Source organism: Lelliottia sp. (genome assembly GCF_045627565.1).
Taxonomy (GTDB): domain Bacteria; phylum Pseudomonadota; class Gammaproteobacteria; order Enterobacterales; family Enterobacteriaceae; genus Enterobacter.
This window is the reverse complement of the sequence record NZ_JAZQNX010000001.1, coordinates 289527-314921: the sequence shown is the minus strand read 5'-3', so window position 1 is coordinate 314921 and position 25395 is coordinate 289527. Positions and strand designations below refer to the sequence as shown.

Annotated in this window: 29 protein-coding genes and 1 pseudogene; 14 read left to right on the top strand and 16 right to left on the bottom strand. The window is 50.0% G+C overall.

Going from position 1 to position 25395, the window contains the following annotated elements; genetic code table 11:
• The 3 genes from ACKI5T_RS01670 to ACKI5T_RS01660 all read left to right on the top strand — a co-directional run.
• On the top strand, positions 1 to 150 hold a 150-nt coding region (locus ACKI5T_RS01670), incomplete at its 5' end, for a S24 family peptidase (RefSeq protein ID WP_407435145.1).
• Positions 151 to 152: 2 nt separating this feature from the next.
• Entirely contained in the window at positions 153 to 1421 is a 1269-nt protein-coding gene (locus ACKI5T_RS01665) for a Y-family DNA polymerase (protein ID WP_407435121.1), read from the top strand.
• 211 nt (positions 1422 to 1632) lie between these two features.
• The gene (locus ACKI5T_RS01660; protein WP_407435119.1) at positions 1633 to 3486 is read left to right on the top strand and encodes an ATP-dependent nuclease; all 1854 of its coding nucleotides are present in this window, start codon (positions 1633 to 1635) and stop codon (positions 3484 to 3486) included.
• A gap of 121 nt (positions 3487 to 3607) precedes the next feature.
• Here the strand turns inward: ACKI5T_RS01660 and ACKI5T_RS01655 are convergent, their stop codons facing one another.
• Positions 3608 to 4279, bottom strand: coding sequence for an SOS response-associated peptidase (locus ACKI5T_RS01655; RefSeq protein ID WP_407435118.1), 672 nt, complete (start codon positions 4277 to 4279; stop codon positions 3608 to 3610).
• 473 nt (positions 4280 to 4752) lie between these two features.
• Here ACKI5T_RS01655 and ACKI5T_RS01650 point away from each other — a divergent pair.
• Positions 4753 to 4917: pseudogene (locus ACKI5T_RS01650) on the top strand (NADP-dependent isocitrate dehydrogenase); the annotation flags it as partial.
• A 97-nt stretch (positions 4918 to 5014) separates the two neighbouring features.
• Here ACKI5T_RS01650 and ACKI5T_RS01645 read toward each other — a convergent pair.
• The gene (locus ACKI5T_RS01645) at positions 5015 to 5254 is read right to left on the bottom strand and encodes a DinI family protein (protein ID WP_012017051.1); all 240 of its coding nucleotides are present in this window, start codon (positions 5252 to 5254) and stop codon (positions 5015 to 5017) included.
• 1123 nt (positions 5255 to 6377) lie between these two features.
• Here ACKI5T_RS01645 and ACKI5T_RS01640 point away from each other — a divergent pair.
• Complete coding sequence (locus tag ACKI5T_RS01640) at positions 6378 to 6626, top strand: GlsB/YeaQ/YmgE family stress response membrane protein (protein WP_012017053.1); 249 nt, start codon at positions 6378 to 6380, stop codon at positions 6624 to 6626.
• Positions 6627 to 6753: 127 nt separating this feature from the next.
• Here the strand turns inward: ACKI5T_RS01640 and ACKI5T_RS01635 are convergent, their stop codons facing one another.
• Positions 6754 to 6852 (bottom strand): YoaK family small membrane protein, encoded by a 99-nt coding sequence (locus ACKI5T_RS01635; RefSeq protein ID WP_041689378.1) that lies wholly within the window; start codon positions 6850 to 6852, stop codon positions 6754 to 6756.
• Between the two features lie 42 nt (positions 6853 to 6894).
• Positions 6895 to 7923, bottom strand: coding sequence for a diguanylate cyclase domain-containing protein (locus ACKI5T_RS01630; RefSeq protein WP_407435143.1), 1029 nt, complete (start codon positions 7921 to 7923; stop codon positions 6895 to 6897).
• A 309-nt stretch (positions 7924 to 8232) separates the two neighbouring features.
• On the opposite strand from ACKI5T_RS01630, the gene ACKI5T_RS01625 reads away from it, so the two are divergent.
• Positions 8233 to 8475, top strand: coding sequence for a DUF333 domain-containing protein (locus tag ACKI5T_RS01625; protein WP_407435115.1), 243 nt, complete (start codon positions 8233 to 8235; stop codon positions 8473 to 8475).
• Positions 8476 to 8551: 76 nt separating this feature from the next.
• Positions 8552 to 8857, top strand: a complete 306-nt coding sequence (locus ACKI5T_RS01620) for a hypothetical protein (protein WP_407435113.1) — start codon at positions 8552 to 8554, stop codon at positions 8855 to 8857.
• A gap of 1 nt (position 8858) precedes the next feature.
• On the opposite strand, the gene ACKI5T_RS01615 is transcribed toward ACKI5T_RS01620, so the two are convergent.
• Together ACKI5T_RS01615 and ACKI5T_RS01610 are read right to left on the bottom strand one after the other, a co-directional pair.
• Positions 8859 to 9203 carry a DUF488 domain-containing protein gene (locus tag ACKI5T_RS01615; protein WP_407435111.1) on the bottom strand — a complete coding sequence of 115 codons (345 nt, stop codon included), beginning with the start codon at positions 9201 to 9203 and terminating at the stop codon, positions 8859 to 8861.
• On the bottom strand, positions 9190 to 9693 hold the full coding sequence (locus ACKI5T_RS01610; protein WP_407435110.1) for a DUF523 domain-containing protein: 504 nt from the start codon (positions 9691 to 9693) through the stop codon (positions 9190 to 9192). The genes ACKI5T_RS01615 and ACKI5T_RS01610 overlap by 14 nt, the downstream gene beginning before the upstream one ends.
• 161 nt (positions 9694 to 9854) lie before the next feature.
• Between ACKI5T_RS01610 and ACKI5T_RS01605 the strand changes: the two genes are divergently transcribed.
• Positions 9855 to 10562: a CTP synthase gene (locus ACKI5T_RS01605; RefSeq protein WP_407435108.1), complete on the top strand. Its 708-nt coding sequence runs from the start codon at positions 9855 to 9857 to the stop codon at positions 10560 to 10562.
• A gap of 32 nt (positions 10563 to 10594) precedes the next feature.
• On the opposite strand, the gene ACKI5T_RS01600 is transcribed toward ACKI5T_RS01605, so the two are convergent.
• Positions 10595 to 11782, bottom strand: coding sequence for a CynX/NimT family MFS transporter (locus tag ACKI5T_RS01600; RefSeq protein WP_407435106.1), 1188 nt, complete (start codon positions 11780 to 11782; stop codon positions 10595 to 10597).
• A gap of 99 nt (positions 11783 to 11881) precedes the next feature.
• Between ACKI5T_RS01600 and ACKI5T_RS01595 the strand changes: the two genes are divergently transcribed.
• Positions 11882 to 12673: an AraC family transcriptional regulator gene (locus tag ACKI5T_RS01595; protein WP_407435105.1), complete on the top strand. Its 792-nt coding sequence runs from the start codon at positions 11882 to 11884 to the stop codon at positions 12671 to 12673.
• On the opposite strand, the gene ACKI5T_RS01590 is transcribed toward ACKI5T_RS01595, so the two are convergent.
• On the bottom strand, positions 12657 to 13103 hold the full coding sequence (locus ACKI5T_RS01590; RefSeq protein WP_012017062.1) for a DUF441 domain-containing protein: 447 nt from the start codon (positions 13101 to 13103) through the stop codon (positions 12657 to 12659). The genes ACKI5T_RS01595 and ACKI5T_RS01590 overlap by 17 nt on opposite strands.
• A 340-nt stretch (positions 13104 to 13443) precedes the next feature.
• On the opposite strand from ACKI5T_RS01590, the gene yoaI reads away from it, so the two are divergent.
• Positions 13444 to 13548, top strand: coding sequence for a small membrane protein YoaI (yoaI, locus tag ACKI5T_RS01585; protein WP_223297189.1), 105 nt, complete (start codon positions 13444 to 13446; stop codon positions 13546 to 13548).
• A gap of 23 nt (positions 13549 to 13571) precedes the next feature.
• Here yoaI and ACKI5T_RS01580 read toward each other — a convergent pair whose 3' ends face one another.
• From ACKI5T_RS01580 to yeaG, 3 genes are all read right to left on the bottom strand, one after another.
• A complete protein-coding gene (locus tag ACKI5T_RS01580; RefSeq protein ID WP_407435102.1) occupies positions 13572 to 14069 on the bottom strand; it encodes a YbaK/prolyl-tRNA synthetase associated domain-containing protein in 498 nt (165 codons plus the stop codon).
• 601 nt (positions 14070 to 14670) lie between these two features.
• Positions 14671 to 15954 (bottom strand): YeaH/YhbH family protein, encoded by a 1284-nt coding sequence (locus ACKI5T_RS01575; RefSeq protein ID WP_407435100.1) that lies wholly within the window; start codon positions 15952 to 15954, stop codon positions 14671 to 14673.
• A 129-nt stretch (positions 15955 to 16083) separates the two neighbouring features.
• Positions 16084 to 18018 carry a protein kinase YeaG gene (gene yeaG, locus ACKI5T_RS01570; protein WP_012017066.1) on the bottom strand — a complete coding sequence of 645 codons (1935 nt, stop codon included), beginning with the start codon at positions 18016 to 18018 and terminating at the stop codon, positions 16084 to 16086.
• 431 nt (positions 18019 to 18449) lie between these two features.
• Between yeaG and ACKI5T_RS01565 the strand changes: the two genes are divergently transcribed.
• Together ACKI5T_RS01565 and ACKI5T_RS01560 are read left to right on the top strand one after the other, a co-directional pair.
• The gene (locus ACKI5T_RS01565; RefSeq protein WP_407435099.1) at positions 18450 to 19196 is read left to right on the top strand and encodes a MipA/OmpV family protein; all 747 of its coding nucleotides are present in this window, start codon (positions 18450 to 18452) and stop codon (positions 19194 to 19196) included.
• 90 nt (positions 19197 to 19286) lie between these two features.
• Complete coding sequence (locus ACKI5T_RS01560) at positions 19287 to 20141, top strand: aldo/keto reductase (protein ID WP_407435097.1); 855 nt, start codon at positions 19287 to 19289, stop codon at positions 20139 to 20141.
• A gap of 37 nt (positions 20142 to 20178) precedes the next feature.
• Here the strand turns inward: ACKI5T_RS01560 and ACKI5T_RS01555 are convergent, their stop codons facing one another.
• On the bottom strand, positions 20179 to 21063 hold the full coding sequence (locus tag ACKI5T_RS01555) for a D-hexose-6-phosphate mutarotase (RefSeq protein WP_407435095.1): 885 nt from the start codon (positions 21061 to 21063) through the stop codon (positions 20179 to 20181).
• 79 nt (positions 21064 to 21142) lie between these two features.
• Positions 21143 to 22138 (bottom strand): glyceraldehyde-3-phosphate dehydrogenase, encoded by a 996-nt coding sequence (gene gapA / locus ACKI5T_RS01550; protein ID WP_407435093.1) that lies wholly within the window; start codon positions 22136 to 22138, stop codon positions 21143 to 21145.
• A gap of 340 nt (positions 22139 to 22478) precedes the next feature.
• On the opposite strand from gapA, the gene msrB reads away from it, so the two are divergent.
• Together msrB and ACKI5T_RS01540 are read left to right on the top strand one after the other, a co-directional pair.
• Positions 22479 to 22892 carry a peptide-methionine (R)-S-oxide reductase MsrB gene (gene msrB, locus ACKI5T_RS01545; protein WP_407435091.1) on the top strand — a complete coding sequence of 138 codons (414 nt, stop codon included), beginning with the start codon at positions 22479 to 22481 and terminating at the stop codon, positions 22890 to 22892.
• A gap of 41 nt (positions 22893 to 22933) precedes the next feature.
• A complete protein-coding gene (locus tag ACKI5T_RS01540) occupies positions 22934 to 23209 on the top strand; it encodes a YeaC family protein (protein ID WP_407435089.1) in 276 nt (91 codons plus the stop codon).
• Positions 23210 to 23280: 71 nt separating this feature from the next.
• Here ACKI5T_RS01540 and yajD read toward each other — a convergent pair whose 3' ends face one another.
• The 3 genes from yajD to ansA all read right to left on the bottom strand — a co-directional run bounded on the left by yajD (position 23281) and on the right by ansA (position 25355).
• Positions 23281 to 23625, bottom strand: coding sequence for an HNH nuclease YajD (yajD, locus tag ACKI5T_RS01535; protein WP_407435087.1), 345 nt, complete (start codon positions 23623 to 23625; stop codon positions 23281 to 23283).
• Positions 23626 to 23686: 61 nt separating this feature from the next.
• On the bottom strand, positions 23687 to 24328 hold the full coding sequence (gene pncA, locus ACKI5T_RS01530) for a bifunctional nicotinamidase/pyrazinamidase (RefSeq protein WP_012017074.1): 642 nt from the start codon (positions 24326 to 24328) through the stop codon (positions 23687 to 23689).
• Between the two features lie 10 nt (positions 24329 to 24338).
• Positions 24339 to 25355 carry an asparaginase gene (gene ansA / locus ACKI5T_RS01525; protein ID WP_041689643.1) on the bottom strand — a complete coding sequence of 339 codons (1017 nt, stop codon included), beginning with the start codon at positions 25353 to 25355 and terminating at the stop codon, positions 24339 to 24341.
• Between the last annotated feature and the right edge of the window lie 40 nt (positions 25356 to 25395).

Genomic DNA, 25395 nt, shown 5'->3' with positions numbered 1-25395 from the left:
GAAGGGGAGTTTACTGTCAAGCGTCTGCAGCTTCGGCCTACCGTTCAATTGAATCCAATGAACAGCGCCTACAGCCCAATCATTATTGGCAGCGAAGATACCCTCGATGTGTTTGGCGTCGTTACCTTTATTGTTAAGTCTGCAGGCTGAATATGTTTGCGCTCTGCGATGTGAATTCATTTTACGCATCATGCGAGACGGTATTCAGACCTGACCTGAGGGGGCGGCCAGTGGTCGTTCTCTCGAATAATGATGGCTGTGTAATTGCAAGATCGGCCGAGGCCAAGACTGCAGGAATTACCATGGGTGATCCCTTCTTCAAGCAAAAGGAATTGTTCCGGCGCGCTGGCGTTGTTTGCTTCAGCAGTAACTACGAGCTCTACGCTGACATGTCCAACAGGGTGATGACAACGCTGGAAGAAATGAGCCCCCGCGTCGAAATTTACAGTATTGACGAAGCATTTTGTGACCTGACCGGTGTACGGAACTGTCGGGACCTGACTGATTTTGGCAAAGAGATTCGCGCTACGGTTCTGAAGCGGACTCATCTTACGGTAGGCGTAGGTATTGCTCAGACGAAAACCTTAGCTAAACTCGCAAATCATGCTGCGAAAAAATGGCAGCGGCAGACTGGTGGGGTGGTTGACCTTTCAAACGTTGATCGTCAGCGCAGGCTGCTTGCTGTTGTTCCTGTTGAGGACGTCTGGGGTGTCGGCAGGCGTATCAGTAAAAAGCTCAATGCAATGGGTATTAAGACTGCTTTAGATCTCTCGGAGCAGAGTACGTGGATTATCCGCAAGCACTTTAATGTGGTTCTGGAGCGGACGGTCCGGGAGCTTCGCGGCGAGCCTTGTCTTGATTTGGAAGAGTTTGCACCAGCAAAGCAGGAAATCGTCTGCAGCCGTTCCTTCGGCGAACGTGTCACAGAATACGAACTGATGCGCCAGGCAATATGCTCTTATGCTGCGCGTGGTGCCGAGAAACTTCGCGGCGAGCATCAGTATTGCCGTTTTATCTCGGCGTTCGTTAAAACGTCACCCTTCGCACTTAATGAACCCTATTACGGAAACAGCTCATCAGTGAAGCTGCTAACTCCCACCCAGGACAGCCGGGACATTATAAACGCTGCTACTAAATGCCTGGACGCCATCTGGAAGGATGGACATCGGTATCAGAAGGCGGGGATCATGCTCGGTGATTTCTTCAGTCAGGGCGTTGCCCAGTTAAACCTCTTCGATGAGAGCGCTCCCCGATGCAATAGCACGCAACTAATGGAAGTTCTCGATCAACTAAATGCCAAAGGTGGAAAAGGGACGCTCTACTTTGCTGGGCAGGGTATACAGCAGCACTGGCAGATGAAACGTGAAATGCTTTCTCCCCGATATACCACTCGTGTTTCTGATTTGCTAAGGGTTCGATAGGTCGAATCGATTGTTGAGGACCGCTTTGTGCCAATAGGGGACAAATACCTCTCTATTTTTCCGTGAGTGTATTAAAACTATTAGAAAAAGATTGTATAATAGTCAATTTGGAATTAGGTTAAAGTGAGTGTAATTCATGATAAAGGCAAAAATAATTCCGGCTTCCGGACATTTTACATTATTTTAATTTTAATGCACAACAAGGATCGAAATGACTTTTCCAATTGAATTAAATACAACCATTCAAAGCCATAATGGAACTTTTAACCGCTCGATAACATTGAGAAGTGGCCTTACCGTATTGATTGGACCAAACGGTAGTGGAAAAACTCATTTATTGAGAGCGATAAAATCATCAATTACGACACATTTGTCTGATAAAAAAGTTAGGTTCCTTTCCGCAGGAAGAATGGGAATGCTTGAGATAAACCGCTCTGATTATGATGGTCATAGAGGAATACACATTAACTACGATCAGGCAAATTTTGGATCAAAAGGTGATGTCCAACGAAGACATAATATTGAAACATTAAATGGTGACTTCCAAACTTTATCAGAAAGGGCTGACATTCTAATAAAAGTTCAAGAACGCCTCATAAAACTTTTTAAGCGAGACTTAATCATTGAGTGGGATGCAGGGACATTAAAGGTAGTCTTTGTTCGACTGGATAACAAGAGTGCCCCATATTCATCCGGAAGAGAGGCTTCAGGATTGCTACATCTAGTAGGGATTTTGGCTGCACTGTATGACGATGATGTAGGTGCATTGATGCTTGATGAGCCAGAGGTTTCATTGCATCCACAGCTACAAGCTTTTCTTCTGAATGAAATAATATCGGCAGCTGGACACTATTCAGAAGGTGGATTTAAGAAAATTATTGTAATGGCAACCCATTCAACTGAAATGCTTAATGTTTTAAAAGTAGGGGATTTACAATCACTTATTTTTTGCCACGATCTAGAAACGCCTCCAGTACAAATTGATCCTTCTGTCGGAGAGCTTCAAAATAGAAAAATTCAAGCTTTGGTTGCGAGACTAGGTCAGGAGCATAAACTTTCCCTTTTTTGCAAACGACCATTATTAGTTGAAGGTCCTTCAGATAGATTAATTTGTAGTTTTCTTTCCAAGAAATTAGAATTACATTTAGAGGCTGCTGGCTCTCAAATACTGCCTGTTATAGGTACTGGCCAGATGCCAGTTGTTTCTAAATTCTTTCGGCTCCTTGGTAAAACTCCAGTTATACTCGCCGATGCTGATGCATTTGCAGACAACCTTGAATTAACAAATTATTTTCTATCAGATTGCCTTCAAGCAGATCAAAAGGCCTCTATCTTGGGGGCTCAATCAGCAATATCAATTGCCACAACAGTATATAGTGATTTCTGTAATTTAGTTCTTGATAATTGGGGTGATATTTCTCAAAAAGCGATGGAACATCCATACTGGGTAAACAAAAGTGATGCTGATGACATTCAAGCAAAAAGAAGATCAGCTTTCAGTACCTTATTTAGTATAAACGATTCAGATTTAATGTCTCTTTCAAATAGTACCCAGTGGGTAGCAATAAAGCGTAGAATTGAAACAGTGCTCGACTTACTAGAAGTAGCTGGCTGTTTCATTCTTCGTAAGGGGGCTATTGAATCATACTATCAGTCATCAGATGTATTTACTTCAGAAGGTAAACCAAGTGCAGCGGTAGATGAAATCGCATTTTTAGATACGCTTTCCTCAGCACAGTTAGAGACTCTTGTACCGGAGATTGTTCGGTGCATTATGTTTGCTTCACTTAGTGAAAAAATAAATGAAGCGGATTCATTGAGGGATGTGTTGTTGTCTGTAGCGGCTCCTGCTATGCGTAGGTTAAATGCTGGCACCAATACTCAGGAACTCAAAATACTTTGCAAAACAATTTTAAGGGAACGTTCTGAAATTTTTGATCTATTCGTAGAGGAGGAAAAATTAACCATAAAAATGAACAGCAAAATTTTGAATGTTAATGGTTTTCCTATCGAATTGAATAAAGGGGATGATGTTATAAGAGTCATTGAAAATGCTCTGAGATAAAAGACGTAACGAGGTACAGTTACGGATAATTTACTTGGTGTTCCCTCCAAATTTCTGAAAAGTATAATGTTCACGTCTGCTTCTCGCTCAAAGCAGACGTGTTTGCTCTGTCTTTTGTACATCAGAGGTCAGCCTCGATTAACTCCGGCCCCTGATTTGTTGGGTTGCCCACGGCACGCGTAACAGCGTGCCAGATAAATTTATCTGCTGACACAGAATCGTTGGCAACAATTTCCTCCGCTTCCTTCCCTCCAACATTCTGGCGCATCCATTCCCTTGCTGCTTCTGGTGACAATACCAGCGGCCGTCGGTCATGGATATCGACCAGTCCTTTATCAGCCTCAGACGTCACAATGAGAAATCCCTCCGCATCATCACCGCGTTCGAATGGCGTACTGCCGATCGCCGCCATAAAGATTGGTTGCCCGTCGGCGCGGTAAATGAAGTATGGCTGTTTCTTGTCACCTTTCTTTTTCCATTCAAACCAGCCATCAGCAAAGCAGATCGCCCGACCGTGTTGCCATAACGGTTTGAACATTCGGCTAGTAGCTGCAGTTTCGACCCGTGCGTTTATTAGCGGAGATTTATCCCACCACCCAGGCGCATAACCCCAAAACACAGGATCAAGGTGCAACTGCTCGTCGCGTTCACTAAGCAAAAGGACTTTGGTGCCTGGCGCTACGTTGTACCGACCGATTGGTTCCGGGTCATATGCTATGTTGCGATCAGCTTCGTCGGCAAGGTATGCCAGATATTCATCACGTGTTTGGGCTTGTGCAAAACGTCCACACATAGAAACCTCCAGCCAAAATTCAGACTGAAAGTATAGGATAGTAAGGAAAAGCAGCGCGCTGATTAAGTCTTACAAACGAATCGGTGTGATTGTGCTTGGATAGGAAAATTCGGTAAATAGACAAGTGCAACTTCTGGAAGCGACTATGCAAAAATCATGAGAAATTCTTTCGCCATTATGATTTTCAAGTACTCGCAACTGATTGATCTCATGCAAATTCAATTTACAAAACAATGGCGAAAAAAAGGTGCAACCTTCTGATTTCAATGATTAACACACATGATTTAAAATCCCTTGTTATTACTTTTCCATTAATAATTAATTGTACCTTACATGTGAAAAGTGGTTATCAAAACCAAAAAACAAGTATTGATTATCAATGGCTTACAAAACCCTCAAAGATTGTTGTAGGTGACAGGATTTTTTTGCATTTCATTTTAATATCAGTCTGTTGCATCGAAACTATAAACATACTGCTGCGCCATATGGAATGGTTCGAAGCCGCAGACCTGATCGTGAAAGGCATGGAAGGCGCGATTAACGCCAAAACCGTGACTTACGATTTCGAACGTCTGATGGACGATGCTAAGCTGCTGAAATGTTCAGAGTTTGGCGACGCGATTATCGCGAACATGTAATCCAGTCTCTGGGTTATACAAGAACGGGAGCCTGAGGGTTCCCTTTTTTATTGCCTCTCCAAATTTCTTCCCCAAAACCCTCCCCAAAACGTCATTTTTATTCCATCACCATCCAGGCATCGGCCTCGTCAAACATCTCTTCAAGCATACGGTTCAATTTTTCACGATCGCTTTTGCTGGCATCGCTGTTCAAGCCGTTCGCCTGCATGGGTTTAACCTTTACAACCGCATCAGGGAAAATGCGATGCACGCGCTTGGTTAACTCATTCAGAATGATGTCATTCGCACCGACCAGACCCTGAACGTTACGCTTGTCATAGACGAGTTCAACAAACATACTTACCTCGATAACTGTTTTTATATACAGCATTTTCACTGGTCACGCGGAAAGAGTCAAGAATGCTGCAGATAAATGAGGCTTAAAAATCATTCTGATAAATGCGTCTGATTTCATCTTGTTTCAAAGCGAGTTAAAAATTAGCTCATTTCACAGCTGCGGCACCCAATGAGAAATGCGTTCCGCTTGAAAAGAAGTGTCACACTTAGGCGGTATAAAAATTCACCAAACCCTTTTCGGCCAGCTACGCTTAGAGAGGTAACAACCAGCGGGAGGGCTTATGCTGACTCATTCTGAAGCGAAACGATGGGCGTCCATAATGTTGAAATCAGCGTTGTGTGACGGCATGAAAACGGATGAGATTTCTCGGCAGGTGCATCTTATTTGCGACCACCACGGAAGAGAATGTCTTGAAGAGTTGATCGAAGAAATCTTAATTGAGGCAGGGCGGTTAGGACCCAAACACAGCGCCGGTGAGACTACCCAGCATTGAGATTTTTCGTCTGCCAACCGTCTTCGTGACAAGAATCCGGGAGCATGCTCGCTCCCGGACACATTGTTAATTGCCTTAAAGCGTCATCAGAACGTCTGTTTGACTTTAAAGATCGACACAGATTGCGTCAGTAAGTTTACCTGCTATTCAAACCTGATGCCGTCGTTGCCACTTCCTCAACTAACGCGGCGTTTTGCTGAGTTACGTGAGCCATCTGGGTGATCGCCATGCGAATCTGCTCCACTCCACTGTTTTGCTCTTGCGATGTGAAAGCGGCTATGCGACATCATGTCCTGTAACGCATCGTACTGATGGCCATCGCGTGATACGCCGGAACGTTGGCAAAAAAAAGCCCACTAAAAAGTGGGCAAGAAATACTGGAAGCAATGTGAGCAATGTCGTACTAAATACCTGAGCGTTTTACTCAACTATTCAGTAATGAGAAAGATAATTCTTCTCATCAAAAGATGCAACCCCATCTTTTGTGTGGCAGGTTATTTTTTTGTTGTCGATAAAATGCGCAACTAAACACTGTGATACCTATCACAAATTTCCTTTCTGAGATCCTGTGCTATCCTTTTCTGTGTTGTTGATTTAGTAACAAAAACCAAACAGAGAGGGAAGCTAACTATGGGAATTTTATCCTGGATTATTTTTGGTCTTATTGCGGGGATTCTGGCGAAGTGGATCATGCCGGGCAAAGACGGCGGTGGGTTCTTCGTCACCGTAATTCTGGGTGTCATTGGTGCCGTGGTCGGTGGCTGGATCAGCACCTTGTTCGGTTTTGGTAAGGTCGATGGCTTCAACTTCGGCAGCTTTGCCGTCGCAGTCATTGGTGCCTTGGTCGTTCTGTTTATCTACAGAAAAATCAAAAGCTAAGCACTGAAATCGTCAAAAAAGGCTGCCTTCCGGCGGCCTTTTTCCGTTTGGATCACCACCAGCCGAGTTGGCTGCCCGCGACAGCCACAACGGCGATGATTAACATAATGATGGTCGTCTTTCTCACTTATGCCCCCGGAGCGGCGTAGCCGCCAACAAAAAACCACGTTAAAAACACCACTGCCGTTATAAAAATAACGACCGGGAAAACAATTCCAATCCGCATGACATTACCTTATGGGTTTATTTGCAGCCAGAGTTTACGGGGTTAATCCAGTGCGAGAAAGCGCGTTTTGTTTTTCTCTTTTTTATCGCGGTACATTGCCGCATCTGCGGCGCGTAATGCACCGTCAGCATCAATGTGTGAAGGGTCGACAGATACGACGCCTAAACTGGCACCAGGGTAGACGATATGGACGTTTCCCAATCCATATTCTCCCGCGATACAGGCGCTAACCTGCTTTCTGAGAATAGTAATTTGTGCGTTATCAACGTCACTGTTGCCTTTACTCAGGCACGCCACCAGGAACTCATCACCGCCTAATCGGCCGACAATATCGTCCTCCGTTTGGCCCGTGGTTAACCGCTTACCGACCTCAACTAAAAATTGATCGCCGGTCTCATGGCCATAACGGTCATTGATCAGTTTGAAATCATCCAGATCGATATAGGCGATGATCGCATTGCGCTTGAGATGGCGCCCGAGCGAGAACAGGGTGGTGAGGTTTTCAAAAATCGCGCGGCGATTCGGTAGCCCGGTTAACGCATCGGTATACGAATGGGCGATCAGCGCAGCATTTGCTTCGCGCAACTGCATGACCAGCGACTCTTTTTGAATGTAATGCGCGATAAGACCGGCAAACAGCTGTAGCACCTGCTCCCCGCGATGACTCAACGTTTTCTTTTCCGAGCTGGTAGCGCAAAGCGTACCGTACAGCGAACCATCCGCCAGATGAATGGGAATACTCATGTAGGTGGTTATGCCCAGCGTTTTGGCTGCATCACAATCCGCCCAGTGTTCCGCAACATCATCACTGTAAAAACAGCGGCTCTCAATAGCACGTTTGCACAACGTTTCACCCCAGGGAACGCTCAGCCCTTCGGGGATCTGCATCTGTTTGCTGTTGCGGGCATAAAGAATGTGCTGCAAGCGTGCGTTGATATCGACTTTCGTGAGATAGGTCGATTCCATTTCGGTGACAATCTCAAGCATTTCCAGTAGTTGACGTACCAGGCTTTCGAGTGATTGTTCAGTTGCGAGAGTTTCTGAAACACGGGCAAGAATAATATCCGACATGACGTGGGTAGACTCCCATGCAGAAGACGTCAGTATCTGCATGCTATGCTGAATTTTTCGACTGTGGGGCGTAGTAAAACACGAATACAGAGAATTTAATATATCAGCAGAAGTGCCTGCTATTTTGGGTGAGAAAAAGGCCCCGCGGTTGAAGCGGGGCAAAGACATCTTGATTACGGAATGATGTTCTCTGGTCAAGGAGAACGCGCTCACTGTAGGGCGAAAAAGTGCAGAATTGATGGAGAAATCATGGAGAAAACAGCGCTCAGTCGTTACGCTTAGGCCTCTGTTTATCAAAAGGACACCGTTATGCGATATCTGTTGCTGGCAATGGCGCTGCCATTAGCCGCCTGTTCCACGCCCCCAGAAGCCCCTAAACCGCCGCAAATTGGCATGGCAAATCCAGCGGCCGTTTACTGCGTGAAGAAAGGCGGAGAGCGGGTTCCGATGCAAAGCCCACAGGGCTTACGCACCGAATGTAAACTGCCTGGCGGTGAAGTGCTGGATGAATGGGATCTGTTTCGACGCGATCACCCGACGCCTGCCAGGTGACAGCCAAGGTTTGACTGCGATACAATTCTCTTTAGGAATTATCTTAGCCTTCGGGCTAGCACATCGCGAGAGAAGAATGTTTCAGTTAAAACCGGGTAGTCTGGCTATGATTATTGGCGCCCGCACGTCCGCAGGGCGTTGTAATATCGGCAAATCCGTTGAGCTTTTTGAACTTTGTCAGCCGGGCTTGCGCTTCCTGAATCCCGTCAACGGTGTGATAACGGAACTCCCTGCTACGGCGGACCGTGCACTTTGGCTGGTGACCGGTGATGTTTATGCCTTCGATAAGCAACACGGTTTTGCGTTTATCCGTCCTGAACATCTGATGCCGCTGACGCCTGACGAAGCCCCGCAAATCCTCGACGAACTCATGCTCGATTAAATTACCTGTGCCGCAGCCAGTCGGCTAACACTAATGCGTGGTTTTGCTCAGTATTTTTGGCTGCGTAAATCAGCGTCACGGTCTGGTTTTTCGCCAGCGCGACGAGACGTTGACCTTCGTCCTCGTGCTGGGCTAACTCTTGCTGATAGGCTTGGCTGAAAGAGGTGAAATCAAGCGTCTCGCTGTGAAACGCTTTGCGCAACGAACTGGAAGGTGCAAGCGTTTTGCACCACTCGTCATAGGTTAAGTCAGATTTTTTAATCCCACGCGGCCAGAGTCGGTCGACCAGGATCCGATATCCGTCATCTTCGTTCGCAGCGTCATAGACGCGTTTACACTGAATCATTTTCTCTCTCCTCAACCCAGGCGATAAGCTCCATGAGTTGGTTATCGGAAAATACCTGAATACCGTGCTCGCGTAAGAGTGCAGCGGCGACGCCCATTCCGGCGCGCTTCTGCCCGGTAAAACTGCCGTCGTAAATCAACTCGCTGCCACATGTGGGACTGCCGTCCGTCAGCAACGCCGCGCTGCAACCTGACGCCAGTGCGGCGCGTAACGCCAGCCAGGCGGCCAGTTGATAATGCCCGGTGACGTCAGTGCCATCACTTTCCAGGATAGACGCGTGCCCTGCCATGACATCTTTTCCACTGCCTGCCACAATTTCGGCGGATAAACGCGGAATCGACAGCCCTGCGGCCAGCTCCGGGCAGTGCGTTACCAGCCGGTTTTCCTGCTGCCAACGCTGGAGCGTGTCGGAAATCTGCGCCTTTTCGCTGCCGTTATAGCGAACCTTGTGGCCCATCAGGCATGCGCTCACCAGAATTTTGGTTTTCATGGCGTTTAAGTCGGTCCAATGAAGGGGGGGGGAAATACGCTAACACACTATAACACCACATTTTTCCCCCTCCAATTTAAGGTATTGTGATACGGGCAAAAGATCGGTAGGCTGGGGTTCCTTATGTTATCTGAATATTTTTCTGGCATATGGAACCTCTTATGGAACTCTCTCCGCTAAAAGATACGCTTCGCATTGCACTTGTTGGCGATTATAACCACGATGTTATTGCTCATCAGGCAATTCCCCTGGCCATTGACGATGCCGCCGCTGTGCTGGAAATAACAGCGGATTACGACTGGATCGCCACCACCGAGCTGCTCAGCCCTGAAGATTTAGTCGGCTATGACGCAATCTGGTTGGTTCCTGCAAGCCCTTATAAGAACGTCGATGGCGCCTTTATCGCGGCGCGTTATGCCCGTGAAAACAGTATTCCCTTCCTGGGGACCTGCGGGGGATTCCAGCACGCGTTAATTGAATATGCGCGCAATGTCTTGGGTTGGGATGATGCGGCACATGCTGAAACGGACAGTGAAGGCAGAATGGTGATCGCGCCGCTTACCTGTTCGCTGGTGGAACAAACGGACACCATTGAACTGCGTGCGAATACGCTGATTGCTAAGGCTTATGGCAGACAAGAGATTGAAGAAGGGTATCACTGCAATTACGGCGTATCCCCTGAGTTCGCTAAAGAGCTTGAAAGCGGCGATATGCGCGTGACGGGCTGGGATGAACAGGGTGAAATTCGTGCGGTAGAGCTGGTCACGCATCCATTCTTTGTGGCAACGCTGTTCCAGCACGAACGCGGTGCGCTGGTCGGTCGACCTGTGCCTCTCGTTCAGGCTATGCTTTACGCCGCTCGCGGATAAAAGGCAGACTGTTCAGTCTGCCTTCATTGTGTTTAGTCGGGCGCGATCTCTCCGTCGCGTCCGGCAAGCACCCCACAAATAGCCATCACGACTGCCGCCAGTGCGCAAGCAATAAGCGGAATGCGCCAGTCTCCCGCCGCATCGTGAATTTTACCCATCAACGGTGGCCCGCATGCGGCCAGAAGATACCCGACCGATTGCGCCATTCCGGACAGCGCCGCCGCCTGATGTGCTGACCCGGCGCGAAGGCCGATAAAGGTGAGACCCAGAATCATAGTGGCCCCTGATCCAAATCCAAAAATAAGCGTCCAAAGAACCGCCTGACCCGGAACAAACCAGAACCCCGCCGCGCTAACCGCGCAGAGTAACGCCGCGAATCCAGCGATGCCGCGCTGGTCTTTAAGCCGGTGCAACACCAGCGGAACGGCAAGTCCGGGCGCTGCCGTCGCCAGTTGCAACAAACCATGCATGGAACCTGCCTGCGTTTCGCTGTAGCCATGGCTGAGTAAAATCGCCGGAAGCCAGCCGATGATCACATAATAAATCAGCGAGTTAATCCCCAGAAATAACGTCACCTGCCAGGCCAGGGGCGAACGCCAGATTCCACGATGATGCAGCGCACGCGCGCCGCTTAACGAGGCGGTGTGCTTCTGACGCCACTGCGGTAGCCACAGAATCAGCGCGAGAAGCGGAAAGACGATCAGCGACAGTAGCGCGCCATGCCAGCCCGCGCCGCTCAGTGCCAGCGGCACAATCATAGCCGACCCCAACGCGGCTGACGCGCCCATCGTCAGGGAATACGCGCCCGTGAGCTTTGCAACCTGACCCGGAAAATCGCGCTTAATCAGGCCGGGCAGCAGGACGTTTCCGAGTGCAATCCCGCAGCCGATCACCGCCGTTCCGGCAAACAACAGCGTGGACGAGGGCAGAGAGCGAATACCAATGCCTGCGCAGATCAGCAGCAGGGCGATAAACAGGCTGCGCTCCATACCGATACGACGCGCAACGCCTGCGGCCAGAGGCGAAATGAGGGCAAAAGCCAGCAGCGGCAGAGTAGTGAGCAGGCCCGTCTGGGCAGTGGTCAGGCCATAGTCGTGACGGATGGTGTCCAGCAGCGGAGCCGCACCGGTAAATGTCACGCGCAACGTCGTGGCGATCATCAGCATACCGGCGATCAGCCGCAGGCGATCTTTACCGGTTGAGGGGATGGCAGTAGTCATTGTTTTCTCTTACCTCTTAACGAGCGCACACATTACTCGTTTTCAGCGCTGTTTGAATCAAGCTAAAATGACAGTTTATCGCTCATATCGGACAACATTATGTTAGGTCTTGGACTCGACGGGTACGATCCAGACAGCCAGCATCATGCGGCAGTGGCGTTTCATATTCGCGTCGTGGAAGACGAGCAACGCATTCCGCGGCATCAGCATCGTAAGGGGCAACTGATTCTCGCCCTGCGTGGGGCGGTCACCTGTGAAGTGGACAACGCCATGTGGATGGTACCGCCGCAATACGCGGTCTGGATACCCGGCCAGATCCCGCACAGCAATAAGGCGACGCCAGGGGCACAGCTCTGTTTCCTGTTTATTGAACCCGGCGCGGTGTCGCTGCCGGATCGCTGCTGCACGCTCAAAATCTCTCCGCTGGTGCGCGAGTTAATCCTGACGCTGGCAAGCAAAACAGACGATCAGTTATCTCTCGCCGCGACGTCCAGGCTGACGGATGTGCTTTTTGATGAAATCCCACAGCAGCCGCAGGAGCAGCTGCAGTTGCCTGTCTCACCGCATCCCAAAATTCGCATGATGAGCAACATGATGGCGGAGCAACCCGGCGAATGGCAGACGCTGGCGCAGTGGGCCAGCCACTTTGCGATGAGCGAGCGCAATCTGGCGCGGCTGGTGGTGAAAGAGACAGGGCTGAGCTTTCGCCGCTGGCGGCATCAGCTGCAGCTGATCGTGGCGTTACAATTGCTGATTGGCGGCAAATCGGTCCAGCAGGTGGCGCAGTCACTCGGATATGACTCCACCACCGCATTTATCACGATGTTCAGGAAAGGGCTGGGGCAAACGCCCGGGCGGTATATCGCCAGCCTGTCTACGACTTCCCGATAAACAGCGAAACCAGTCCGGCGGCAATCAGCGGACCCACAGGGACTCCGCGGAACAGCGCCACGCCCAGAACTGTCCCGACCAGTAAACCCGCTACCAGCGACGGCTGGGAACTCATTAACGTCACACCGCGCCCGCCGAGCCATGAGACGAATACGCCCACGGCGATGGCGATCAGCGATTTCCAGTTCACAAAGGAGTGCAAAAGTGTGGAAGCCGGTAATGTGCCGCTGGCGATAGGGGCCATTACGCCGATGGTCAGGATAATTATCCCAATAGTGAGGCCTTGTTTTTCTATCCATGGGAAGAAGGTGTTCAGCGGCGTCACGCGCACGATAATCAACACCAGGATTGAAATCGCGACCGTGGTGTTGTGGCTGATAAAGCCGAGCGCTGCCAGAGCCAGCAGAATCAGCAGGGTAGGGTCAAACATGAGGATTTCCTTGCCAAAAAAAGTAAGCCTGCTTACTTTACCCGCAAAGGCGTGATTAAACAGGCTTTTATCAAAAAAACATTTTATTTATGCAACTGCCAGAAGAGGAGTGATTCAACTTTTCGCCAGCGCACTTCCCGGGGCTTGAATTAAAAAAGAGTAATAACAGTTTCGCTATGGGCATCAGCGCTCGGGAACGCGTTGTCGCGAAGCAAGCGTAAAAAAAGGGGATAACTGTTACAGCGCCCATATTTTTCATCAGAATGACCTGGTAGTGTCATGCCGCTGTCATTAAGGGACAGTAAAAAGGATATACATATCAAGAAAGGGGGGAATCAATATGCACGATCAAATGTTTATTGAGACGCTGATTATATCGTCCTCATTTTTTACCATTGCGATGATTATTGTGGCATCCGTGATGTTTCTTGAGAAACACGACTGACCCAAGGGCCAGCCGTTGCAAGATTATCGACGAAAAGTCACCAGCTCAGGTTGGGCAATTCGCAGATAATCGGCGGTGTTCACAATCACTGATTTTTCGAGCAGACCCGCATTAAATGCAATTTCGTCGAAACGTTCAAACAGCAACGGATCGGCAACCAGCGTCAACTGTGGATGAAAGCTAAAGGGGGGAATCGCACCGAAGACGCAAGCGGTGAGGTCGTCTACTTCTGCTGGACTGGCGAGCGAGGCTTTACTCCCACCAAAATGGCTGGCGAGTTGGCTCAGATCGGCCTGCTGATCGGCAGCAAGAATGGCCAGAACGTGCCTGTTTACACCATGACCTTTTACTTTGCAGACCAGCGCTTTTGCTCCCTGACCGAGATCGGTACCGCGAATTTCACTCACCGCTTCGCATTTCCCCACGGCTTCGTGCTCCACAACCCGGTATTGCGCACCCTGCTCAGTTAACAGTGAGATCAGTTGCTGGTGGGTGGTTGTGCCTTTAATCTTTTCCGACATGGTTGTATTGCCTGTGATATTTGAATACAGGGCTCATACGGTAGCACATCCTATTCATAAAAAAACCCATAACAAATATACCTGTTTTGTCAAAACTAAATATATATCTCGTGACTATTTGTCCGGTAATTAATTTGTCGATGGAGGAGTAATGAACAGGAAATTAAAAGAAATTGATACTACCGTTCGTGATTTGAATCATTCGACAAATGCACATTTCAAATGACTGATAAATATACTGCGGTTTGTTGCCAGTCGTGAAGTTTTACTCCCGGACCTGACTTGTGATGATGCGCATAATTTTTTGTGATTTTGGCCATTGGTTAAATACGCAATTACAGGATGACATAGCGGGCAAAAATTATCTTCTTGATATAAAAGATAAACATATTCACGTCCATAAGATGTGTCGAGAGCTTATAAAAGCCATTGAGCACGACGAGTGTAACAATGCACCGCGAGAAGTTCGGGAAAGAGCGGATGTGGCACTTTATAAAGGCAAACAGAGTGGAAGAAATTGCACCATCCTGATTAATAAAAGTCTCGATGTATTAATGTGAGCTATTAAGAAAACAGCCAGCAATGAATGCTGGCTGTTGCGTCATGCGTTGCTGGTACTCGATTGTTTATGGAACAGTTCGCGGAAGACCGGGTAAATATCATCCTGATCGCGGATATGCTGCATGGCAAAGTTATCAAACATTGTTTGCAGATGTTCATACTCACGCCACAGCGTTTGATGCGCGCGGCGGGTGATTTCGATATAGCTGTAATAACGCACCACCGGCAGAATTTTCTTCGCAAGAATGTCGTGGCACAGCGGTGAATCGTCTGCCCAGTTATCCCCATCGGACGCTTGCGCTGCATAGATATTCCACTGCGCCGGGTCGTAGCGTTCTTTAACCACTTCATCCATCAGCTTCAGTGCGCTGGAGACAATCGTCCCGCCCGTTTCCTGCGAGTAGAAAAACTCATGCTCATCGACTTCTTTAGCCTGCGTGTGGTGGCGAATATACACAACATCGACGTTCTTATAGGTTCGGCTCAGGAACAGATAGAGCAGAATATAAAAACGCTTCGCCATGTCTTTGGTGGCCTGATCCATTGAACCCGAAACATCCATCAGACAGAACATCACCGCCTGGCTGGAGGGTTCAGCACGTTTCTCATAGTTCTTATAACGCAGGTCGAACGTGTCAATAAACGGCACGCGTTCGATTTTTGCGCGCAGTTCAGCGATCTCTTTGCGCAGCCGTTCTTCTTCGAGCAGTTGCGCAGGTTCACTGTTCTCAACTGTTTTTAGCGTGACTTCCAACGCGTTCAGCTCACGACGTTTCCCTGCCGTCATCGCCGTGCGTCGGGCCAGCGAGTTTTGCAGCGAACGTACCACGCTAATATTCGCCGGCACACCGTTGGCGGTATATCCCGCGCGGTGGGTTTTGTACTCGTTTAACTGACGATGCTGGTTTTTTTTCAGGTTTGGTAGCGCCAAATCTTCGAACAGCAGGTCGAGATACTCATCTTTTGAGATCTGGAAGACAAACTCGTCCTGGCCTTCTCCGTCCTGACCCGCTTGCCCCTGACCGCTTCCGGACCCGCCACCGCCACCCTGCGGGCGCTCGATGCGGTCGTTTTGCACGAAGTGATCGTTACCCGGATGAACGCGATGGCGCAGGCCGCCACGCCCCTGATGGAACATCGGTTCACTAATATCGTCCGTCGGGATTGAGACGGACTCGCCGCTATCAACATCGGTGACTGAACGTTTGTTGATGGCCTCGGAGATCGACTGTTTAATTTGCGATTTATAACGGCGCAAGAAGCGCTGGCGGTTCACCGTGCTCTTGTTTTTACCGTTAAGACGCCGGTCAATAAACCAGGTCATAAGCCCCCCGTACTGCATTTGCCAACTTTATGCGGTTCCCGTATGGCCGGAAAAACGGTGTTTATCCGGCTTACGGTTCACCTATTTTGTTCACCCGACAGCCGATCTGCCGGGCGATTTTCTGGTCTGTTATGACGATTTACGCACGCGCAGATACCATTCGCACAGTAAGCGCACCTGTTTGCGGGTATAGCCTTTCTCCATCATGCGGTCGACAAAATCGTCGTGCTTTTTCTGCTCGTCGGTTGACGTTTTGGCATTAAAGGAAATGACCGGCAACAGTTCTTCGGTATTGGAGAACATTTTCTTCTCGATAACCGTGCGCAGTTTTTCGTAGCTGGTCCAGTTCGGATTGCGTCCACTGTTATGCGCTCTGGCACGCAGAACAAAGTTGACGATTTCGTTACGGAAGTCTTTCGGATTGCTGATCCCGGCAGGCTTCTCAATTTTTTCCAGCTCCGCGTTCAGGGATTCGCGGTCAAACAGCTGACCGGTGTCCGGATCGCGATACTCCTGATCCTGAATCCAGAAATCCGCATAGGTGACGTAACGGTCGAATATGTTCTGCCCGTATTCGGAATAGGATTCCAGATAGGCGGTCTGGATCTCTTTGCCGATGAACTCGGCGTATTTCGGGATCAGATAGCCTTTGAGGAACTCCAGATAGCGTTCCGCCAGCTCTTGTGGGAACTGCTCACGTTCTATTTGCTGTTCGAGCACGTAGAACAGATGCACTGGGTTGGCCGCGACTTCAGCGTGATCGAAGTTGAACACACGGGAGAGGATTTTAAACGCAAAACGCGTGGACAGTCCGTTCATCCCTTCGTCGACACCTGCGTAGTCGCGATATTCCTGATAGGACTTCGCTTTCGGATCGGTGTCTTTCAGGCTTTCACCGTCATAGACGCGCATTTTTGAATAAATGCTGGAGTTTTCTGGCTCTTTAAGACGCGACAGAATCGAGAACCGCGACAGGGTTTCCAGTGTACCAGGCGCACAAGGTGCATGCACCAGTTCGCTGTGGTTGAGCAGTTTTTCGTAAATCTTGATCTCTTCGGAGATGCGCAGGCAATAAGGCACTTTGACGATGTAAACACGGTCAAGGAACGCCTCGTTGTTCTTGTTGTTTCTGAAGGTCACCCATTCTGATTCGTTCGAGTGCGCCAGAATGATCCCGTTGAACGGCAGGGCGGAGATACCTTCTGTCCCGTTGTAGTTCCCTTCCTGCGTGGCGGTCAGCAGCGGGTGTAGCACCTTAATCGGCGCTTTGAACATCTCGACGAACTCCATCACACCCTGGTTTGCCCGGCACAACGCGCCGGAATAGCCGTAGGCATCTGGGTCGTTCTGCGCGTGGTGTTCCAGTTTACGAATATCGACTTTACCAACCAGCGCGGAGATGTCCTGGTTGTTTTCATCACCAGGCTCTGTTTTTGCAATCGCAATCTGTTCCAGAATCGAAGGCCAGACTTTCACCACGCGGAACTTAGTGATGTCACCGCCGAATTCGTGCAGACGTTTTGCCGCCCATGGCGACATGATGGTGCCCAGATAGCGGCGCGGAACGCCAAATTCTTTATCCAGAATCTGCGCATCTTCCTGCGGATTGAACAGGCACAGCGGGTGATCGTTTACCGGGCTGCGTTCGCCGTTGGCGCTCAACACATAAATCGGCACGCGCTGCATCAGCGCTTTCAGTCGTTCCGCCAGGGACGATTTGCCGCCGCCCACCGGACCCAGTAAATAAAGGATCTGTTTCTTCTCTTCAAGGCCTTGAGCGGCGTGTTTTAGGTAAGAAACAATCTGCTCGATGGCATCTTCCATGCCGTAAAATTCTTCAAACGCGGGATAGCGCGCAACCACACGATTCGAAAAGAGACGGGAGAGCCGTGGTTCGAGCGCCGTGTCGACCATGTTAGGCTCACCAATAGCCATCAATAGCCTTTCTGCCGCATTAGCATAGGCACTGCGATCTTGCCGACAAATGGTAAGAAACTCCTGCAGTGTGAACTCTTCGTCCTTGGCAGCTTCATAGCGCTGGCGATAGTGATCGAATATATTCATGGCATGCCGTCCTTTCGTTTTTAGCACAGGAAAAGAGCCGTTCGTATGAATAGTGGAGGCTCCTGGAAGAGGAACCGTCGCATCTCACTGTCTAAGCAGCAACCCGTATGCCAGGTCTGACGCTCACAACCGCAGGGTGTTCAGGCATTCATCTTCTTAAAATTAAGCGTAGATGGCATTTGCAAAACTTGCATGCCTGCAAAAACTAATTTCAATGACATATCAATAACTCATCCGAATAATTAGCCGATGAAATAAGCATAAAATGTCAGGTTTCATCCAGGCGTCACAGAATTGAAAGCAGTCGGTCATCTTAAGCGATGAAAATAATCGGTTAATCAAACTCATTAGCAGGCAAAAAATTTTGGGATGTTTAGCAAGGGCGGTTACACTTCAAACGCTGATTATTTGACTACAGGAAAGAATGGATTGTGACCAAACTCAAACTTCTGGCATTGGGCATCCTTGCCGCCACGGCAATAAACACCGTACATGCAGAGGATAAATTCTCTCTTGGTGCGGGTGTTGGTGTGATCAATAGCCCATACAAGCAGTATGACCGTGAGATCTATCCGGTTCCCGTTGTCACCTATGAAGGGGATAACTTCTGGTTCCGTGGTCTGGGTGGCGGTTACTATTTGTGGAACGACGAAGCCGATAAGCTCTCGATTATGGCTTACTACGATCCGACGCACTTTAAGCCGGGCGACAGTGACAGCCACCAGATGCGCCAGCTGGATAAGCGTAAAGGCACCCTGATGGCGGGTCTTTCTTACGTGCATAACACGCAATACGGCTACCTGCGCGCTGCGCTGGCAGGCGATACCCTGGACAACAGCAATGGATTCGTCGGTGATGTGGCGTGGCTCTACCGTTACACCAACGGTGGCCTGACGCTGACACCGGGCATCGGTGTGGATTACAAAAGTGAAAACTACAACGACTACTATTACGGCGTATCACGTAATGAGTCGCGTCGTAGCGGTCTGAAGCAGTATCAGGCTGACGACGGCTGGAACCCGTACCTGGAATTGACGGCAAACTACAAGTTTGCAGCCGACTGGAGCGTCTACGCATCCGGGCGCTATCTGCGTCTGAGCGATGAAGTGAAAGACAGCCCGATGGTCGACAGATCCTGGGCCGGTATTTTCTCAACCGGTGTGACTTACAGTTTCTGATTGCGCACTGACGCAGTGCATTTTATGCATCATAACGGGGCGCTTGCGCCCCGTTTGTTTTACGGTGGTGCAGCAAAACAGGAGAGACCAATGAGTGAAAAAACCGTGACCTTTACCGATGGCCTGACCGTCCCCGCGATTGGGCAGGGAACCTGGTACATGGGAGAAAACGCCAGTCAGCGTCGCAACGAAGTTGATGCACTGCGAGCGGGCATTGACCTTGGCCTGACGCTGATTGATACCGCTGAGATGTATGCGGACGGCGCTGCGGAAGAGGTGGTGGGCGAGGCAATCAAAGGACAGCGTGAGAAAGTGTATCTGGTGTCTAAGGTGTATCCGTGGAATGCGGGCGGACAAAAAGGGATCGCCGCCTGCGATGCCAGCCTTCGTCGTCTCGGAACCGATCATATCGACCTGTACCTGCTGCACTGGCGTGGGAATTTTGGTCTCGATGAAACCGTCGAGCTAATGGATACATTGCAGCAGCAGGGCAAAATTGGCCGCTGGGGTGTCTCGAATCTGGATTACGACGACATGCAGGAATTGTGGGGCGTGAAGGGCGGTATGGCCTGCGCAACAAACCAGGTGCTTTATCATCTGGCCTCACGCGGCATTGAATACGATCTGCTTCCGTGGTGCCAGCAGCAGAACATACCAGTTATGGCGTATTGTCCGCTTGCTCAGGCCGGGCGCTTACGTTCGGGCCTGATGAATCATCCGGTCGTGAACGATATTGCACGCAGCCATCAGGCAAGTGCTGCGCAAATTTTGCTGGCATGGGTGGTAAGCCATAAAGGCGTCATGGCGATTCCGAAAGCAGCGACCATTGAACATGTGACGGAAAATGCGGGAGCGTTGGCGATTGCGCTTTCAGCGCAAGAGTTGGTCAAGCTGGATAATGCGTTTCCAGCGCCAGACCACAAGACGGCGTTAGACGTGGTGTAAGAGTTTCCCCCTCACATTGCGGGTGAGGGGGACTGTTTTAGCGTTTCACGATCTTAATCGTCTGACCAAGACGAGACGGTTTCTCGGCACTCGCTTTCTGCGGTGCAGTCACGCATGCGGTTTCGACGCACACAAACGTTTTGTAGCCATCATCCGGCACGTCTGCCATGCTGACAGACAGCGCCGGGCCAGGGTTCCAGCCCACCACATTGCTGTGATGCTGATGTATCACCTCAATTGCGCGGTTCAGCTTCGCATCGTGGATCACGCTGCACGCTTCTGGATTCAGATAAACGCGGTCAGTACGATCCGGGAAGGTCTGGACGCCATCGCTCAGTTTACCTTCTTTCGCGTTATCCACTTTGTCGATATAGGTATCGCCAAGGCCGCTGACTTTGACATCGGCAATGTCGCCGACGTTGAAATAGGTGTGCAGAGCAGAGGCGGTTTCAAACTCACCGTGAGCTTCCAGTTCGATTTCGCAGGTTTTGCCCAGCTTGAAGCGAGCAAACAGCGTGAAGTCATGCGGCCATAGCGCACGGGTCTCGTCGTTGCTTTGCAGCTCAAACGTCAGAACGGCGCCGTTATCATCTTCATTATGCGCTTTCAACGTCCATTGCTGGTTACGTGCAAAACCGTGAGCGGGCAGACCCGGTTGAGCCGCAGGACCAAACCACGGCCAGCAAATCGGTACGCCACCGCGAATTGCCGCGCCTTTTTTGAAGGATGTCGCCGCGCTCAGCCACAGACCTTCTTCTTCGCCTTCCGGTTTCCAGGAGAGCAAATGCGCACCGTTGAGCGCGACAGATGCCTTAACGCGCGGGTGGTCGACAACAATGATATCCGCTTCATCAATTTGGCGGCGGGAAAGCACAGGGGTAAGTTGTTCGACTACCGGAAGAGCAAAAATTTTGTGAATCATTACGCAATCCTCTGTCTTTTCTTCAGAAATAAAAAAAGGCGACCGAAGTCGCCTTTTTGGATCAGATTCTCATCTCAACTTATTTGGAGATGTGAGCGATCAGGTCCAGTACTTTGTTAGAGTAACCAGTTTCGTTGTCGTACCAGGAAACCAGTTTCACGAAGTTGTCGTTCAGTGCGATACCCGCTTTAGCATCAAACACGGAAGTGCAAACTTCGCCGTTGAAATCGGTAGATACAACGTCGTCTTCGGTGTAACCCAGAACGCCTTTCATTGGGCCTTCAGCAGCCGCTTTGATTGCTTTCTTGATTTCTTCGTAAGACGCTGCTTTTTCCAGACGAACGGTCAGGTCAACAACAGACACGTTTGGAGTTGGAACGCGGAACGCCATACCAGTGATTTTACCGTTCAGCTCTGGCAGTACAACGCCTACAGCTTTAGCAGCACCGGTAGAAGAAGGGATGATGTTCTGAGCTGCGCCGCGGCCGCCGCGCCAGTCTTTGTGAGACGGGCCATCAACCGTTTTCTGAGTAGCGGTAGTTGCGTGAACAGTGGTCATCAGGCCTTCGATGATACCGAAGTTGTCGTTGATAACTTTAGCCAGCGGAGCCAGGCAGTTGGTGGTGCAAGATGCGTTAGAAACGATATCCTGGCCAGCATACTTCTCGAAGTTTGCGCCTTTAACGAACATCGGGGTGTTGTCTTTGGAAGGACCAGTCAGAACAACTTTCTTCGCACCCGCGGTGATGTGTTTACGCGCTGTTTCGTCGGTCAGGAACAGACCAGTCGCTTCAGCAACAACGTCAACGTTAACTTCGTTCCACTTCAGGTTAGCCGGGTCACGTTCTGCGGTAACACGGATAGTTTTGCCGTTAACAACCAGGTGGCCGTCTTTGACTTCTACAGTGCCGTTAAAACGACCGTGAGTGGAGTCGTATTTCAGCATGTAAGCCATGTATTCAGCGTCTAACAGGTCGTTGATTGCAACGATCTCGATGTCAGAACGTTCCTGAGCAGCACGGAAAACAATACGGCCGATACGGCCAAAACCGTTGATACCTACTTTGATAGTCATATATTCCACCAGCTATTTGTTAGTGAATAAAAGGTTGCCTGTAAAATTACAAAAACCTTACGCAGCGTCAAGCGGAATCGTGTCAATCATTGCGACAAATCAATCCTGTGCATAACCTTTGTGCGACTGACCGCCTCACTTTCCTTTTGAGCTAGCAACCACATGGGGGCTGCGCGCGGGATTTTAAAGGGCCATCAGGATAAATATGTGAGAAAGATCACAATTGGCTGACTGCTAAACCGCAACGCATAAGTTTAGAACAAAAGTTCACACTTCAGTGTTAATGTTTTGTTAGAATTCTCGGTAAAACGTGTCTGTTGCAACAGCGAGATATGAGCTTATGTCGAATCAACATAACCCTGATGACCTGAAAAAAAATCTGACGGAAATGCAGTTCTACGTCACGCAGAATCACGGGACCGAACCCCCATTCACCGGGCGTTTGCTGCACAATAAACGGGATGGTGTGTATCACTGTCTGGTGTGTGATGCGCCGCTGTTTAACTCGCAAACAAAATACGATTCTGGATGCGGATGGCCAAGCTTTTACGAGCCTGTGAGCGACGAAGCAATCCGTTACCTTACTGACGCCAGCCACGGTATGCAGCGCACCGAAATCCGCTGTGGGAACTGTGATGCGCATCTCGGGCACGTGTTCCCGGATGGCCCGCAGCCAACGGGCGAACGTTTCTGCGTCAATTCGGCTTCGATGAGCTTCTCGGATGATGAGAATGGCGACCAGATAAAGGGCTGAAGAAACGATTCAGCAAATTATTCCTTCAGAGCGGATTTTTCATGAATATTGATGACATGATCAACACGATGACGCCAGAGGTTTATCAGCGTCTGGTGACAGCAGTTGAATTAGGAAAATGGCCAGACGGTGTGGCGCTCACGCCAGAGCAAAAAGAGAACAGTTTGCAGCTGGTGATGTTATGGCAGGCGCGCAACAACACTGACGCTCAGCACATGACGATCGACACGGAAGGTCAGATGGTGATGAAAAGTAAACGCGAGCTTAAAGAAGATTTTGGCATTACGCCAAAGCCGATTGCGACATTTAAATCCTAATCTGTCGAACAAGCGCAGCAATCCCTCCTGAATAGTTTTCGACGTATAACAGGAGGGATAGACAGTCTGCGTTATTTCTTGTCGATCATCGCTTTAAGATTGGCAAACGGATTGTATCTCGCTTCACCGACGTCCTTCTGCGCATCTTCTCCCGCCACGACCGTTGAACCGTACAAATCCACTTCGGTGTATTTCGAGTGCTCATGATCGTGACAGTACAGGCACAACATCTCCCAGTTGCTGCCATCTTCCGGGTTATTGCTGTGGTCATGATCGATATGATGCACGGTCAACTCGCGCAAATTTGAATAGACGAATTCGCGTGAACAGCGCCCACAGACCCACGGAAAGAGTTTTAGCGCCTTTTCCCGATAACCGACTTCCAGCCGGGCGTAATTTTTTGGGATAAAAGCCATACGACGTACCTCATCTAAAAATGAAATAGCGGTGTCTGAATGCGACACCGCTGATTAAACGTTAAGCCTGGGTCTCTTCCCAGTCTGCCAGCGTATAGAGCGTCGCGCCTGCCGTGGACATCTCCATAAACGCCAGCGCGCTATCGTGCGCGTCGAGGTTCACGCCACGACAGCCATCGGTAATGACGCTCACCTGGTAACCCAGTTTTAGCGCATCCAGCACGGTGTATTTCACACAGTAATCCGTCGCCAGCCCCATCACAATCAGCTCGTGAATCTCATGATGACGCAGCCATTCGTCCAGCGCAGTTTGCTGGCGATGTTCGTTATCAAAAAAGGCGCTGTAGCTGTCGATTAAGGGGTTTTCGCCTTTATGAAACACCGCATCAATGGCGTGCTGATTGAGCAGCGGGTGTAGCTGCGCGCCTTCCGTTTGCTGAACGCAATGATCCGGCCAGAGCGTTTGCGCTAGCCCGTCGAGTTCGCCTTGAGAAAAGGGTTCCGCGTTGTGCTGACTGGCGAAACTGCCGTGATCCGCAGGATGCCAGTCCTGGCTTGCAACCACCGCTTCACCGCGCGCTTTACACCAGGCGATCAGCGCATTAGCCACATCAACGGTACTGTCGCCTTCCGCAACCGCCAGTGCGCCGCCCGCGCAAAAATCATTTTGCAGATCGACCAACAGCAGAGCTCGTTGTTTCATCAAAAACTCCTTATTCGTCCGGCGTCAGTTCGCCACGCAGGTTTTGCATCATGGCGTTGCGCATCGCATCCACGTCCAGATCCTGACTGAGTAAATAGTGAAGTTTAGTCAGCGTGGCTTCGACCGTCATATCGAAGCCGCTAATCACGCCGGCCTGAGCCAGCGCGTTGCCGGTGGCGTAACCGCCCATATTGACCTTGCCAGACATACATTGCGTCAGGTTAATCACCAGGATGCCGCGCGCGCTCGCTTCCTGAAGCTCTTTCAGGAATTCACCATTCTGCGGCGCATTGCCCACACCATAGGAGCGCAGGATCAGCGCTTTAACCGGCTGACGCAGGAAGTTGCGCACCACGTCAGCTGAAATTCCGGGATAAATCGTCACCACGCCAATAGGCTGCGGTGTGATCGGGTGGACAATCAGCTCGCCCGCAGTGTGTGGGGCAGGCGGGGTGCCAAGACGACGAATATGAATGCCCGCTTCCAGCAGCGGTTGCAGATTTGGCGAAGCAAACGCATCGAACCCGTCGGCGTGGGCTTTGGTGGTGCGATTCCCGCGATAAAGACGATTGTTGAAAAACAGCGTCACTTCGTTAATCGGATAATTTGCCGCCACGTACAGCGAGTTCAACAAGTTGATCTGCCCGTCAGAGCGCAGTTCCGCCAGCGGGATTTGTGACCCCGTGACAATCACCGGTTTGCCCAAATTCTCCAGCATGAAGGAGAGCGCGGACGCGGTAAACGCCATGGTGTCGGTGCCATGCAGAATCACGAAGCCGTCGTAATCGTCATAATGCGCTTTGATATCGTCCGCAATATGCTGCCAGTCTTCTGGCGTCATATCGGACGAGTCCATCAGCGGATCGTATTCGTGGATGGTGAAGTCAGGCATTTCCGGGCGATGAAACTCTGGCATCAGCGCGAGTTGGCGCTGGAGGTGACCGGAAACAGGGATATAGCCATTTTCTGAGCGCTGCATACCGATTGTACCGCCGGTATACGCCACATAAATCGATTTCTTCTGCATAATTTTGTGTTCTTAGGCTTCAAAGAAAAATCCCCCCTTC